Annotated in this window: 15 protein-coding genes; 4 read left to right on the top strand and 11 right to left on the bottom strand. The window is 69.3% G+C overall.

Annotated features, from left to right (window positions below):
• Positions 1-88: 88 nt before the first annotated feature.
• The 5 genes from trpA to JNUCC0626_RS43495 form a co-directional block, all read right to left on the bottom strand.
• Positions 89-880, bottom strand: a complete 792-nt coding sequence (gene trpA, locus JNUCC0626_RS43515; RefSeq protein WP_394616459.1) for a tryptophan synthase subunit alpha — start codon at positions 878-880, stop codon at positions 89-91.
• On the bottom strand, positions 880-2,100 hold the full coding sequence (trpB, locus tag JNUCC0626_RS43510; protein WP_394616458.1) for a tryptophan synthase subunit beta: 1,221 nt from the start codon (positions 2,098-2,100) through the stop codon (positions 880-882). Before trpB ends, trpA begins: the two co-directional genes overlap by 1 nt.
• Positions 2,101-2,134: 34 nt before the next feature.
• Positions 2,135-2,944 (bottom strand): indole-3-glycerol phosphate synthase TrpC, encoded by an 810-nt coding sequence (gene trpC / locus JNUCC0626_RS43505; RefSeq protein WP_394616457.1) that lies wholly within the window; start codon positions 2,942-2,944, stop codon positions 2,135-2,137.
• 132 nt (positions 2,945-3,076) lie between these two features.
• Positions 3,077-3,478, bottom strand: coding sequence for a Trp biosynthesis-associated membrane protein (locus tag JNUCC0626_RS43500; RefSeq protein ID WP_394616456.1), 402 nt, complete (start codon positions 3,476-3,478; stop codon positions 3,077-3,079).
• Complete coding sequence (locus JNUCC0626_RS43495) at positions 3,468-5,006, bottom strand: anthranilate synthase component I (RefSeq protein WP_394616455.1); 1,539 nt, start codon at positions 5,004-5,006, stop codon at positions 3,468-3,470. Before JNUCC0626_RS43495 ends, JNUCC0626_RS43500 begins: the two co-directional genes overlap by 11 nt.
• Positions 5,007-5,044: 38 nt before the next feature.
• On the opposite strand from JNUCC0626_RS43495, the gene JNUCC0626_RS43490 reads away from it, so the two are divergent.
• Both JNUCC0626_RS43490 and JNUCC0626_RS43485 read left to right on the top strand, forming a co-directional pair.
• Positions 5,045-5,656, top strand: coding sequence for a TetR/AcrR family transcriptional regulator (locus JNUCC0626_RS43490; RefSeq protein WP_394616454.1), 612 nt, complete (start codon positions 5,045-5,047; stop codon positions 5,654-5,656).
• Positions 5,657-5,784: 128 nt separating this feature from the next.
• Positions 5,785-8,169, top strand: coding sequence for a hypothetical protein (locus JNUCC0626_RS43485; RefSeq protein ID WP_394616453.1), 2,385 nt, complete (start codon positions 5,785-5,787; stop codon positions 8,167-8,169).
• Between the two features lie 4 nt (positions 8,170-8,173).
• Here JNUCC0626_RS43485 and hisI read toward each other — a convergent pair whose 3' ends face one another.
• The 3 genes from hisI to hisF are packed head-to-tail and all read right to left on the bottom strand — an operon-like array spanning position 8,174 to position 9,635.
• Entirely contained in the window at positions 8,174-8,524 is a 351-nt protein-coding gene (gene hisI, locus JNUCC0626_RS43480; protein ID WP_394616452.1) for a phosphoribosyl-AMP cyclohydrolase, read from the bottom strand.
• Positions 8,521-8,880, bottom strand: coding sequence for a hypothetical protein (locus JNUCC0626_RS43475; RefSeq protein ID WP_394616451.1), 360 nt, complete (start codon positions 8,878-8,880; stop codon positions 8,521-8,523). Before JNUCC0626_RS43475 ends, hisI begins: the two co-directional genes overlap by 4 nt.
• Positions 8,877-9,635, bottom strand: coding sequence for an imidazole glycerol phosphate synthase subunit HisF (hisF, locus tag JNUCC0626_RS43470; RefSeq protein WP_394616450.1), 759 nt, complete (start codon positions 9,633-9,635; stop codon positions 8,877-8,879). Before hisF ends, JNUCC0626_RS43475 begins: the two co-directional genes overlap by 4 nt.
• Positions 9,636-9,694: 59 nt before the next feature.
• Between hisF and JNUCC0626_RS43465 the strand changes: the two genes are divergently transcribed.
• Both JNUCC0626_RS43465 and JNUCC0626_RS43460 read left to right on the top strand, forming a co-directional pair.
• Positions 9,695-10,084: a PPOX class F420-dependent oxidoreductase gene (locus tag JNUCC0626_RS43465; protein WP_394616449.1), complete on the top strand. Its 390-nt coding sequence runs from the start codon at positions 9,695-9,697 to the stop codon at positions 10,082-10,084.
• A 256-nt stretch (positions 10,085-10,340) separates the two neighbouring features.
• Complete coding sequence (locus JNUCC0626_RS43460; RefSeq protein WP_394616448.1) at positions 10,341-11,042, top strand: Clp protease N-terminal domain-containing protein; 702 nt, start codon at positions 10,341-10,343, stop codon at positions 11,040-11,042.
• Here JNUCC0626_RS43460 and priA read toward each other — a convergent pair.
• From priA to hisH, 3 genes are read right to left on the bottom strand one after another with little or no spacing between them, the layout of a single operon-like run.
• Entirely contained in the window at positions 11,008-11,739 is a 732-nt protein-coding gene (gene priA, locus JNUCC0626_RS43455) for a bifunctional 1-(5-phosphoribosyl)-5-((5-phosphoribosylamino)methylideneamino)imidazole-4-carboxamide isomerase/phosphoribosylanthranilate isomerase PriA (RefSeq protein ID WP_382439883.1), read from the bottom strand. The genes JNUCC0626_RS43460 and priA overlap by 35 nt on opposite strands.
• Entirely contained in the window at positions 11,736-13,187 is a 1,452-nt protein-coding gene (locus tag JNUCC0626_RS43450; protein ID WP_394616447.1) for a hypothetical protein, read from the bottom strand. The genes priA and JNUCC0626_RS43450 overlap by 4 nt, the downstream gene beginning before the upstream one ends.
• Positions 13,184-13,819: an imidazole glycerol phosphate synthase subunit HisH gene (hisH, locus tag JNUCC0626_RS43445; RefSeq protein WP_394616446.1), complete on the bottom strand. Its 636-nt coding sequence runs from the start codon at positions 13,817-13,819 to the stop codon at positions 13,184-13,186. The genes JNUCC0626_RS43450 and hisH overlap by 4 nt, the downstream gene beginning before the upstream one ends.
• Between the last annotated feature and the right edge of the window lie 2 nt (positions 13,820-13,821).

Genomic DNA, 13,821 nt, shown 5'->3' with positions numbered 1-13,821 from the left:
CGCTGCAGAGGCGGCTTGACCCGAGCACCACAAAGCAAAACCGCCCGGCCGCGAGGGCCGAGCGGTTCCGCAGAAAACGAGAGGAGGGTCAGACAGTCGCAGCAGCCGACCGCACGCCCTGGGCGAGATCCGCGGCCAACGCACGCACCGCGGTGTCTCCCTCGGCCACGGCCGACACGAACGCGGACCCCACGATGACGCCGTCAGCGAACCCGGCGATCTCGGCGGCCTGCGCACCGGAGCGCACACCCAGCCCGACGCCGATGGGCAGCGTGGTGTGCTCCCGCACCCGTGCGACGAGTTCGGGCGCGGCGGACGACACGACGTCACGGGCGCCCGTGACGCCCATGACCGCGGTGGCGTAGAGGAAGCCGGACGAGGCACGCGCGGTCATCGCGATGCGCTCCTCGGTCGACGACGGCGCCACCAGGAACGTCCGGTCGAGCCCGTGCGCGGCGGACGCGGCCATCCAGTCCTCGGCCTCGTCGGGGACGAGGTCGGGCGTGATGATGCCGAGGCCACCGGCGGCGGCGAGGTCACGCGCGAACGCGTCCACGCCGTAGCGCAGCACCGGGTTCCAGTACGTCATCACGACCGCACGACCGCCGGCCTCGGAGACGGCGGACACCACGTCGAACAGGTCGCGCACGCGGAAGCCCGCGGACAGCGCCTGCTCGGCGGCGGCCTGGATCGTCGGGCCGTCCATCACCGGGTCGGAGAACGGCAGGCCGACCTCGACCAGATCACACCCGGACTCGACCATCGAACGGAGGTAGTCCTTGGAACCGGCCACCGTCGGGAAGCCCGCGGGCAGGTAGCCGATCAGCGCGGCGCGCGACTCGGCCTTGGCGGCAGCGAAAACGTCAGACAACGACGACATCAGGCCTGTCCCCCGTCAGCGAGGCCGAAGTACTTCACGGCCGTGTCCATGTCCTTGTCACCACGACCGGAGAGGTTCACGAGGATCAGCCCGTCCGGCCCGAGCGACGGCCCCATCTTCAGCGCGCCCGCGAGCGCGTGGGCCGACTCGATCGCCGGGATGATGCCCTCGGTGCGCGAGAGCAGGGCGAACGCCTCCATGGCCTCCGCGTCGGTGACCGGGAAGTACTCGGCGCGGCCGATGTCCTTCAGGTGCGAGTGCTCGGGGCCCACGCCAGGGTAGTCGAGACCGGCGGAGATCGAGTGCGCCTCGGTGATCTGGCCGTCCTCGTCCTGCATGACGTACGACATCGCGCCGTGCAGCGAGCCGGGGGTGCCGGCCGTCAGGGTGGCGCCGTGGCTGCCGCTGTCGAGACCGGAGCCGCCGGGCTCGACGCCGACCAGGCGGACGTCCGCGTCGTCGATGAAGCCGTGGAAGATGCCGATGGCGTTCGAGCCGCCGCCGACGCAGGCGACGACGGCGTCGGGCAGCCTGCCCGCCTTCTCGAGGATCTGCTCACGCGCCTCGATGCCGATCACGCGGTGGAAGTCGCGGACGAGCAGCGGGAACGGGTGCGGGCCCGCGGCGGTGCCGAGCAGGTAGTGCGTCTCGTCGACGTTGGTGACCCAGTCGCGCAACGCCTCGTTGATCGCGTCCTTGAGGGTGCGCGACCCGGACTTCACCGGGATGACCTCGGCTCCGAGCAGGCGCATGCGCGCCACGTTCAGGGCCTGGCGCTCGGTGTCGACCTCGCCCATGTAGACGACGCAGTCGAGGCCTAGGAGCGCGCACGCCGTCGCGGTGGCCACGCCGTGCTGGCCGGCGCCGGTCTCGGCGATGACGCGCTTCTTGCCCATGCGCTTGGTCAGCAACGCCTGCCCGAGGACGTTGTTGATCTTGTGGGAGCCCGTGTGGTTGAGGTCCTCGCGCTTCAGCCACACCTGCGTGCCGGCGTGCTCCGCGAACTTCGGGGCCTCGGTCAGCAGGGACGGACGGCCCGCGAAGTCCTTGAGCAGACGCTGGAACTCGTTCACGAACTCCGGGTCGAGCCGCGCCTTGTCGTACTCCGCGGCCAGCTCGTCCACCGCGGCGATCAGGGCCTCCGGGACGAACCGGCCGCCCCACGGGCCGAAGTGGCCACGTGCGTCGGGATCGTGCGGTGTGGGCGTGAACTGGCCCATCGGGTAGCTCCTCTGAAGCTGTGTTCGAACGTGCCTACCGGCTCGGCCGGGGGCACGCGGGGTGTGAGCCCGCGGTCACGAGCTTGTTCACGGCGGCCTTGGGGTCTCCGCTGGTCACCAGGCTTTCGCCGACGAGCACCGCGTCAGCACCCGCGCCGGCGTACGACATCAGGTCGCCGGGCCCGGTCACGCCCGACTCGGCGATCTTGATCGTCTCGAAGGGTAGCCCCGGAGCGATCCTGCCGAAAACGTCTTTGTCGACCTCCAACGTGTGAAGGTTGCGCGCGTTCACGCCGATGACCGCCGAACCCGCCTCCAGCGCCCGGTCGGCCTCCTCGGCCGTGTGCACCTCGACGAGCGCCGTCATGCCGAGCGACTCGACGCGGTCGAGCAGCGACACGAGCGCGTTCTGCTCCAGCGCGGCGACGATCAGCAGCACCAGGTCGGCGCCGTGCATGCGCGCCTCGTGCACCTGGTAGGGCGACACGATGAAGTCCTTGCGCAGCAGCGGGATCTTCACCGCCCGGCGCACCGCGTCGAAGTCCGCCAGCGACCCGCCGAAGCGGCGCTGCTCGGTCAGCACGCTGATCACCGACGCGCCGCCCGCCTCGTACGCGGACGCGAGTTCGGCAGGCTCCGGGATCTCCGCCAGCGCGCCCTTGGAAGGGCTGCGGCGCTTGACCTCGGCGATGACACCCACGTTCGGCCCGCGCAGCACCGACAGCACGTCGAGCGGAGGGGCGGTCTTGGCCGCGCGCTCCTTGAGGACGTCGAAGGGCAACTGGGCCTCGCGAGCGGCGAGATCCTCACGCACACCTTCGAGGATCGATTCGAGAACCGTCACAGTCTTGCTCCCCTTCCCGCTACGGGGATGCTAACCCCGGCGGAGTAACGACCCGGCCACCGGGGTTCACCTGTCCCTGCAGCTAACCAAGGTTGTGCACGTGTCACATGCGCGAACGCAGGTGAATGATCTTCACTCGTTCGAGGAACGTTCGCCCGCCTTCGAATCGTCTGTCGGGTCGTCGCCGCGCTCCAGAGCGCGCCACAGGTCGGTCTCGGGGTCGTGCGCGCGGGCCTTCTGGCCGCCCATCCCGATCTTCGGCATCCGGCCTCCCAGCGCCACCTGGAGAGCGCCCGAGGCCACCACGAGGACGCCTCCGGCGATCGCGAGCCAGTGGCCGGAGAACGCCGCCACGACGCCGACGACGATCAGCAGCGCGCCGAGGACCCGGCGCGCCACCCCGCTGAACGCGAGGACCGCCGCGACGGACGCGAGGCACAGCAGCGCGACGGGCACGGAGTCCGCACCCCAGAAGGCACCCGCCGCGCCCACGAGCAGGAGCGCGGCGATCCACAGTGGACGGCTAGCGCTCAACTGCCGGCGCCATCGTCTGGGCGGTGGCGATCGCGGCCAGGACCGCGCCCGCCTTGTTCAGGCACTCGTTGTCCTCGGACAACGGGTCCGAGTCGGCCACGATGCCGCCGCCGGCCTGCACGTACGCCACCCCCTGGCGCACCAGGGCGGTGCGGATGGCGATGGCGGTGTCGGCGTCCCCGGCGAAGTCGAAGTAGCCGACGACGCCGCCGTAGAGGCCACGGCGAGTGGGCTCCAGCTCCTCGATGAGCTCCATCGCGCGTGGCTTGGGCGCACCGGACAGCGTGCCGGCCGGGAAGCAGGCGGCGACGGCGTCGTAGGCCGTCTTGCCCTCGGCCAGCTCACCGGTCACGGTCGACACGATGTGCATGACGTGGCTGTACCGCTCGACCTTGAAGAAGTCGACGACGTGCACCGAACCCGGCTTGCAGACGCGCCCCAGGTCGTTGCGGCCGAGGTCGACGAGCATGAGGTGCTCGGCGCGTTCCTTGTGGTCCGCGAGGAGGTCCTTCTCCAGCAGGGCGTCCTCTTCGGGGTCCTCGCTGCGCCAGCGGGTGCCCGCGATGGGGTGCGTGGTCGCCTTGCCGTCGCGCACCGTCACGAGCGACTCGGGGCTGGACCCGACGATGTCGAACCCGTCGAGACGCAGCAGGTACATGTAAGGGCTGGGGTTCGTCGCGCGCAGCACGCGGTAGATGTCGAGCGCGTCGGCGTCCGTGTCGATCTCGAACCGCTGCGACACGACGACCTGGAACGCCTCGCCCGCCCGGATGGCCTCCTTGGCCTTCTCGACGGCCGCGAAGTGCTCGGCCTGCGAGCGCCGGCGCCGGAACTCGGGCTTGGGCCGGGAGAACACGGCGGCCGTCGGCGGCGCGGGCGTGTGCAGCGCCGTGGTCATCTCGTCGAGGCGGCGCACCGCGTCGTCGTAGGCGGCGTCGACGCGCTCGGGCGAGTCGTCCCAGTTGATCGCGTTCGCGATGAGCGTGACGGTGCCCTCGTGGTGGTCGAGCGCGGCGAGGTCGGTCGCGAGCAGCATGACCAGTTCGGGGATCTTCAGGTCGTCCTCGGCGATGACGGGCAGCCGCTCCAGCCGCCGCACCGCGTCGTAGCCGATGTAGCCGACCATGCCGCCGGTCAGCGGGGGCATGCCGGGCAACGGGTCGGTGCGCAGCACCTCGACGGTCTCGCGCAGCACCTGCAGCGGGTCACCGCCGTCGGGCAGGCCGACAGGGCGCGTGCCCGTCCAGTACGCCTCGCCGCCGTTCGCCGTGAGCGCAGCGCTCGACCGCACGCCGATGAAGGACCACCGCGACCACGAGCGCCCGTTCTCCGCGGACTCGAAGAGGAACGTGCCCGGCTGATTGGCCCCGAGCTTGCGGTACAGGCCGACCGGGGTCTCCGCGTCCGCGAGCAGCTTGCGCACCACCGGGATGACCCGGCGGTTCACCGCGAGTTCGCGGAACTCCTCACGCGTAGGACTCACGGTCCCCAGACCAGCGGCGGCCACAGCCCCGATGACGCTCACCATGGCACCAATTGTTGCATAAATTCAACATCTGTTGAACTATGGCCCGTGTGGAGCAAGTGAACCAGAAACGCCGCGGTCGCCGAGCCGCGGGCGAGGACACCAGGGCGGCGCTCGTCGCGGCGGCCCGCGAGGTCTTCGTGGAGAAGGGCTACGACGGTGCCACGGTACGCGCGATCGCCGCCAAGGCGGGCGTGGACGCCGCGATGGTCAACCACTGGTTCGGCGGCAAGGAAGGCCTGTTCGCGCAGTCCGTCCTGCAGCTCCCCTTCGACCCCGCCGAGATCCTCAAGCGCCTGCTGGACGGCCCCGTCGAGGAGGCGGGCGAACGCATCATCCGCACCTTCGTGACGGTGTGGGACGCGACCGGCGGCGGCACGTTCGCCGCCCTGATCCGCAGCGTCACGAGCCAGCCGGAGGTGGCGGGCGCGTTGAAGGGGTTCCTCATCAACGCGATCTTCAACAAGGTGCTCGCGGAGATCGGCGCCGAACAACGCGAACTGCGTGCCACGCTCTGCGCGACGCAGATGGTGGGGCTCGGCATCGTCCGGTACGTCGTCGGGTTCGAGCCGCTGGCCTCGACCGACATGGAGACCGTGGTCAAGGCCATCGGCCCGAACATGCAGCGCTACCTCACCGGGGACCTCGACTAGGTCCTACGCAGCTGCCCGGACCGCGTCACGACCTGCTCCGGATGGGTGGAGCCGACAGAATCCACCTCACTCCCCGACCTGCACCAGCAACCATGGCCGTTTGATGACAAACAGCCATGGGAGGCACGGTGGCGGAGAGCGAAGAGGACTCCGAATGGCTCAGGCTCGCGATGGAGTTCACACTCGCGCGGCTGGTAAGACGTTCTGACTTCGAATTCGAGATCAAGCGCCTCGCTCTGAACCCGGAAATGGTCAAGATCAGAGTTGCGCTGGACCCAGCGGTACGAGCCAGCGCCCGACGAGCCTGCGAGCCGATGACCAACCGCACGCGGGCCGCCGCCGTGCACAGGGCTGGAATGCCACCGCTGTGGCCATCGAAGTGGAACTTCACGCTGCCACAGCGACACGCTCTGCAAGCGGCGGCGGCGATCCTCCTCAGTTGGCTACTTGTAGTCGAACTGCTCGGCTACTGGCTCCCCGGAGTCGTCCAGACGATCGGCTGGTTCGCCATCTGCGCATCCGTCTGGTTCCTGGCTTGGTACGGACTTCCGCCCACGGTAGGGCAATGGATCAGGTGGGCCGGAACACAGGCTCGACTGGTCTTCTGGATACCTACCGGACTGGCGAAACAACATCGCGAGCTCAGGGACGACGTTCTCGTCCCTGAACTGAGGGAATGGCTGCACCGTCAGGCGACGCCGTCGTTCGAGCTGGCCATACGGCTGCGCGATGCGAGTGGTCTGACGATGCCTCCCGATCTGCTTCCGCTTGTGCGCACAGCGGCGGTAGACAGGTGCGCACACGAGGTAGCCCGCTTGATGCCTTCGGCAATCGGGCTCGCGGGAACGCGCGGCGCGGGCAAGACCACCATCGTCGAACGAGCCGTCCGCGGCGAGTTCAGCGATGGACCACAGCACTCGATGCTCGGAATCATGACCAGTGCTCCCGTGCGCTATGACGCCAGGGACTTCGCTCTGCACATTCACAGCCGTGTTTGCCGGGAAGTGTTGAACTTCTTGGCGAACGCGCACGAGTCCGGCGGGACCGAAACTCAACGCGAGTGGCGACGCTTACATCGCACGCAACGCCTCCGGGCGTCGTTGGCGGACATGGCTCGCGGGGGCATACAAGTCATGGTCCTTCTCGGACTTGCGGCAGGCGTCTACACACTGGCACTGCCTTGGCATTGGAGCGCGTTCTCCGACGTTGAGGCAGCACGAGACGCAGTCGCGCGAATCGCGTTGAGCGCACAGGCCGACCCCATTGCTGTGCTGCACCAACTGGAGCGGCGACACGCCGGCTTGGCACTGTGCGCAGCTTTGATCGTGGCGGCTTTGCTGACCGTGGTGCGCAGATTCATCTGGCGCGGGACCAAGGGCACCATGAGCTTGCTCTGGCGCTGGTTCCGCACTCGCAACGCCTATATCCGTCCCGTTCCAAGCCACGTCGCGTTGCGCAAGGTCGCGGAGCAGCACCTGCGCAGGATTCGCTTTCTGCAAACGCACACCGAAGGATGGTCGGGCAAGGTGAGCGGCCCGAGGGGAACGGACTTCGGACTCAGCAGGTCGCTGGCGAGAACCGAACAACCATGGACTCATCCCGAGGTCGTGGCGCGGCTCCGCGAGTTCCTCGAACTCGTTGTCGACGTGCTCGGCGCCAAGCCCACCGGCCTCAGCGGAATCGTGATCGGCATCGACGAGCTGGACAAGATCTCTGACCCTGACGACGCACACCGGTTCCTCAACGAGATCAAGGGGATCTTCGGTGTCAACCGCTGCCTCTTCCTGGTCTCCGTGTCAGACGACGCGCTCACGGCGTTCGAACGTCGCGGCATGCCTGCGCGTGACGCCTTCGACAGTGCGTTCACGACCATGATCAATGTTCAACCGTTCACCCTCGAAGAGTCGGAAACCTGGCTCGCTCAACGCGCGTTGGGGATTCCCGAGCCGTTCGTCTGGTTGTGCCATTGCCTGTCCGGAGGGTTGCCAAGGGACCTGGGGCGCGTGGCAATCGCCTTGCACGATCTCGATGACCAATGCACACGGCTTGGCGACGTAACCCAAGCTTTGGTGCGCAGCGACTTAACCGTCAAGGTCCGCGCGTTTGGACACAGCGCGAAACGAGCTGCCCGGACCGACGAAGACGAGCCTGGTCAACCGCACGAACTGATCCACGATCTGCAAACCGTCGCCAGCACCGAGTTGGTCGAGCTGGAGAAACTCGCGCTGCACATCTGGCCCGAACCTGACCGCCCACCGCGCACCGAACTGGAGCACCTTCGTGCGGAAGCAGCCTGCTACCTGATCTTCTGCCAGACCCTCGTCGAAGTGTTCCACGACGAGCTCAGTCCGTCAGATCTGCGCCACCCCGGCCCGCCAGCATCCGCTGAGCACCGCGGGGAGGCGGCCGGCGTCGTCGTTCTTGCCCGCGCTCGGCAACACATGGCTGTCGACATCCCCCTCGCCCGGAACACCATCGGGGACTTCCGCGCCGAGATGGGCGCCCGCAAGTAGGCCCTCAGGCGTCGGCGAGCAGGACCGTCGCGTCGAAGCACGTGCGGTCGCCGGTGTGGCAGGCCGCGCCCTGCTGGTCGACGGTCAGCAGCAGCGTGTCGCCATCGCAGTCCAGGCGCACCTCGTGCACGTACTGGGTGTGGCCGGACGTCTCGCCCTTCACCCACAGCTGCTGGCGGCTGCGCGAGTAGTAGGTCGCGCGACGGGTCGTGAGGGTGCGGTGCAGCGCCTCGTCGTCCATCCACGCCACCATGAGCACCTCACCGGTGCCGCGCTGCTGGGCCACGGCGCACACGAGGCCGTCCGCGGTGCGCTTGAGGCGTTGCGAGACGGCGGGGTCGAGCGGGCTGCTCAACGGGGACCTCCCAGGTGTTCACGAGCTGGTCCGGTGTTGAGCAGGACCACTCCGTAGATGTGCACGGCGGACAGCACGCCGGACGCGACGCGGGCCCACACCGGTCCGTCGGCCAGCACGATGACGAGGTGCAGCAGCGCCACCAGGATGAAGACGATCATCGCCGGGTAGTGCATGAACCTCAGCCGCAGCAGCAGGGCCGCGGCGATCGGGAGCTCGACGATCGCGAGGAACGACGGCAGCTTCAGCACGTCGGCGTCCCCGGTTGTGCGCCACATGATCAGGCCCACGACGAAGAACACCAGCGCGCCGCCGAGCGCGACCGCCGAGGCGACCCGCACCTCGACGGGTTTCATCGCACCACGACGCCCGCCTGGCGCAGGCCGTCCTTGACCTCGCTGATGCGGAGCTGGCCGAAGTGGAAGACGCTCGCGGCGAGCACGGCGTCGGCGCCCGCGGCGACGGCCGGGGCGAAGTGGTCGACCGCGCCCGCGCCACCGCTCGCGATCAGCGGGACGTCCACCTCGCGGCGGACGAGTTCGAGGAGTTCGAGGTCGAAGCCCGCCTTGGTGCCGTCGGCGTCCATGGAGTTCAGCAGGATCTCGCCGACGCCCAGTTCCTGGCCCTTCGCGGCCCACGCGATGGCGTCGATGCCGGTGCCGTTGCGGCCGCCGTGGGTGGTGACCTCGAAGCCGGTGCCGCCGGGCACGCGCCGCGCGTCGACGGACAGCACGATGCACTGCGCGCCGTACCGCTCCGAGCACTCCTTGAGGAGTTCGGGGCGGGCGATGGCGGCGGTGTTGAGGCTGACCTTGTCCGCACCCGCGCGGAGCAGCTTGTTGACGTCCTCGGGGCTGCGCACGCCGCCGCCGACCGTGAGGGGGATGAACACCTGCTCGGCGGTGCGGCGGACCACGTCGAACGTCGTCTCGCGGTCGCCGCTGCTGGCCGTCACGTCGAGGAACGTCAGCTCGTCGGCGCCCTCGGCGTCGTACGCCCTGGCGAGCTCGACCGGGTCGCCCGCGTCGACGAGGTTGGTGAAGTTGACGCCCTTCACCACCCGGCCGCGGTCGACGTCGAGACAGGGGATGACACGGACCGCGACTGACATGCGCGAAAGCCTACCGGGGAGCCCCGGGAAACCCGCGTGGAGGACTACGCTGCGGCGCCATGATCAGCGACTTGGGCGAGGGCAAGTACCTGCTGCTGACGACGTTCCGCAAGGACGGGACCGCCGTACCGACGCCGGTCTGGGTCGTGAGCGGCGAGAACGACGACGTGATCTACGCCTGGAGCGCGCGGGACACCGGCAAGGTCAAGCGCATCCGGCGCAGCGGGACCGTCGAGGTCGGCCCGTGTGACGTCCGCGGCAACCCCCAGGGCCCGTCCGTGCCGGCCCACGCCGTGCTGCTCGACGACGCCGCCAGCGACGACGTGCGGGCGCGCATCTCGAAGAAGTACGGCCTGTTCGGGTGGGTCACGGTCTTCGGCAGCAAGGTACGGCGCGGGCGGACCGGATCGGTCGGCATCCGCATCACGGCGGGCGCCGATCAAGCTTGAGTTGAGTCGTCAACATCGGATCAACGTTGAGTCGACTGGTCAACGTCGACTCAACGTTGACTCCGTCAAATCAACGTTGACGCGGGTCGTCAACCTGGACGTGCCAAAGGTTTGCGCACCGAAGACAACGTTGTCATCATCAACGTTGACCAGGCACGTCAACGTTGATCGGCGGTTGTCCATGTTGAGTCAACGTTGATCGCGATGCGTCAACCCGAGGTTGACCGGCGAATCAATGTCAACCTAGAGTTGACGGATGATCCAGTTGACCGACCTCATCGTCACCGTCGCCCAGGAGGCCGACGACGCTCTCGTGCGCCTGGCGAAGGCCGTCGAGATGAGCGGTCAGCTGAACGAGCTCGGCGACCACCTGATCGGCCACTTCGTGGACGAGGCGCGGCGCGGTGGGGCGAGCTGGGCCGAGATCGGGGAGAGCCTCGGCGTCACGAAGCAGGCGGCGCAGAAGCGGTTCGTGCCGAAGGAGTCGCCGGAGCTCGGCAAGCCGACGATGGAGCGCTACACGCAGCGGTCGCGGCGGGTCATCGCGCTGGCGCGGCACCACGCGCGGTTCAGCGAGCGGATCGGGACGGAGCACCTGCTGCTCGGATTGCTCGACGAGTCGGCGGGGCTCGCGGCCAAGACGATCGCGAAGCTGGAGTCAGGCGACGGCAGCACGCGCATCGCGACCCTCAACCGGCTCGACACCGAGGCCAAGCAACGGCCGGAGAAGCAGCCGTACACGACGCACTGCAAGAAGGCGCTCGAACTGGCCGTGCGCGAGGCGTTGCGGATGGGGCACATGTTCATCGGCACCGAGCACATCCTGCTCGGGGTGCTGCTGGAGGCCGACGGGACCGCGGCCGACGTGCTTCACAACACGGGTGTGACGCACGCGGCCGCGGCCGCTCACATCGAGTCGGTCGTCAACGGACCGCAGCGAGTGCTTCCGGGAGCGTGAACGCGCCGGCGTACAGGGCCTTGCCGATGATGGAACCCTCGACGCCGTCCCGGGACAGCGCGGACAGGGCCACCAGGTCGTCCACAGTGGACACGCCGCCGGACGCGATGACCGGGGCGTCGGTGCGGGCGCAGACCTCGCGCAGCAGGTCGAGGTTCGGGCCGGTGAGCGTGCCGTCCTTCGACACGTCCGTGACGACGTAGCGGGTGCAGCCGTCGCGGTCGAGCCGGTCGAGGACCTCCCAGAGGTCACCGCCGTCCGACGTCCAGCCGCGGCCCTTCACGCGGTGCCCCTGCTCGGTGATGCGGACGTCGAGGCCCACGGCGATCTGCTCGCCGTACGCGGCCAGCGCCTTCGCGCACCACTCCGGGTCCTCGAGCGCGGCGGTGCCGAGGTTCACCCGCGCGCAGCCGGTGGCGAGGGCCGCCTCCAGGGAGGCGTCGTCGCGGATGCCGCCGGACAGCTCCACCTTCACGTCGAGCTCGCCGACGACGCGGGCGATCAGCTCGCGGTTGGAGCCGCGACCGAACGCCGCGTCGAGGTCGACGAGATGGATCCACTCCGCCCCGTCGCGCTGCCACTGCAGGGCCGCGTCGAGCGGCTCGCCGTAGTTCGTCTCGGTACCGGCTTCGCCCTGCACGAGCCGGACGGCACGACCGTCGGCCACGTCAACAGCGGGGAGGAGTGTGAACGTCACGCGGTCAGCCTAGCGTCACCGAGGACGAGGGCGGCCACGCGCTCCTGGGCCTCCGTCGCCCGCGGGAACGCGGACGGCAGCGGCGTGCCCGGTCCGGTTGCGGCAGGTCCGACGCCCGTCCACGGCCCGAAGACCAGGATCCCGACGAACGCGGGGTACTGCTGCACCAGTGCCATGTAGAGGTACTGGGTGCTTTCGAGGTCCGCATCGGACCTGTCCGCGCACCCCGGCTGCGGCGCGGCCTCGGGCAGCAGGAACAACTCCTTGCCCGGCGCGCGCTCCGCGAGCTTCGCCATGCGCGCGTCCAACTCCTCGTAGCCGGCGCAGTGCTCGGTGAAGCCGACCCAGTCGACGGCGCCGGGCACGCTGAACGAGTCGTCGACGCGGGTGCCCTCCACGATCAGCACGACTTTCTTGCCGGGGAACGTGTTCTTGACCTGCTCGGCCGAGGAAGGCCCGGACAGCACGAACCCGGCGACGCGGTCGAGGCGCGGACGCACCTTGGCGGCGAGCACCGACCAGTTCGCGTCGGCCACGTCGACGAGGCACCCGGCGGGCGCGCAGTCCTTCAGCACCTCGGCGCCGCGGGTGTCGTTGATCCGCACCAGGTTCAGGTTGCTGCGGCCGCGCACCTCCGGCAGGTGGTTGCCGCCGGCAGCGCTCAGCCGCGCGCCGTAGTAGCCGTAGTAGCGCAGCTGCGAACCCGGAAGTTTGCGCAGGTCGTCGGAGTTGAGCTGGGCGATGCGCAGGTCGTCCACGAGGCTGACGGTCTGGTCGGTGCTCGCCTGCCGTCCGAGGTAGACCCACAGTCGCGAGGTGGGCACCTCCGTGCCGAGCGTCACCGTCTTGCGCTTGCCGTTGACCGAGAGGTCGAGCGAGGTGCCGGAGAGCTTGAGCGTCACGTCGAACGCGCCGTCACGCTTGGCCGCGGCGAACGACGGCAACACCACTGCGGACTGACCGGCCTGGAACACCTCCACGCCCCCGTTGGCGCGCAACACGAAGCCGAGGTCGATGTCCTGATTGGACACATGACCCCGGCTGTTGGCCGACCGCGCCAGCGCGATCGAGGACCAGTCGGCGGACGTGCGGTCACCCGCGACCGGGGTGAGCCGGGCCGAGATCGACGACCCGGTGGACGGCGCGTCGAGCCGCACCGCCGTCGTGCCGTGGTGCAGCGACAGCGCCCCGCGGTACCGGGGGTTGTCGACCTGCGCGGACGAAGCCGGCGGCACCGTCGGGTCATCAGGCTTGCCGGACACCCGGCTGTACGTGACGGCGCCGGTGCCCTGGCGCTGCTCGAGGTTGTCGTTGAGGCCGTAGGTCGGATCCGCGTGCACGGCCTCGTCGAAGGAGTCGTGGAACGGTGCCGGTGCGGCGTGCGCGCCCCCAGGCACGGCGACGAAGGCAGCCGACACAGCGGCTACCGTCAGCAGTCGTGTGATCACGACAAGGTAGTCAACCAGTTCTGCAGCAGGTGCGCCCCGGCATCGCCGGACTTCTCCGGGTGGAACTGGGTCGCCCACAGCGGACCGTTCTCGACGGCCGCGACGAACTCGTCGCCCGCGTGGTCGGCCCACGTCACGAGCGGCGCCTTGAGGTGGTCGGCCGGCTCGAGCTCCCAGCGGCGCACGCCGTAGGAGTGCACGAAGTAGAACCGCGTGTCCTTGTCCAGCCCGGCGAACAGCTGCGACCCCTCGGGCGTGCGCACGGTGTTCCAGCCCATGTGCGGCACGATCGGCGCTTCGAGCCGCTCGACCGTGCCCGGCCACTCACCGCAGCCCTCGGTCAGCACGCCGTGCTCGATGCCGCGGTCGAACAGGATCTGCATGCCCACGCAGATGCCGAGCACCGGACGGCCACCGGCGAGGCGCGCGCCGATGATCCTGGCGCCGCGCACCGAGTTGAGGCCCTCCATGCACGCCGCGTAAGCACCGACGCCGGGGACGACGAGACCGTCCGCCTCACGGGCGGCGCGGGGGTCGGACGTCACCTCGACATCGGCGCCGACCCGCTGGAGCGCGCGCTCGGCCGAGCGCAGGTTGCCGGAGCCATAGTCAAGTACGACGACACGTGCCACGC

The organism is Lentzea sp. JNUCC 0626 (genome assembly GCF_043632865.1).
Taxonomy (GTDB): Bacteria; Actinomycetota; Actinomycetes; order Mycobacteriales; family Pseudonocardiaceae; genus Lentzea.
Note: the sequence above shows the minus strand (reverse complement) of the source record. Positions and strands in the feature narration are given on the sequence as shown.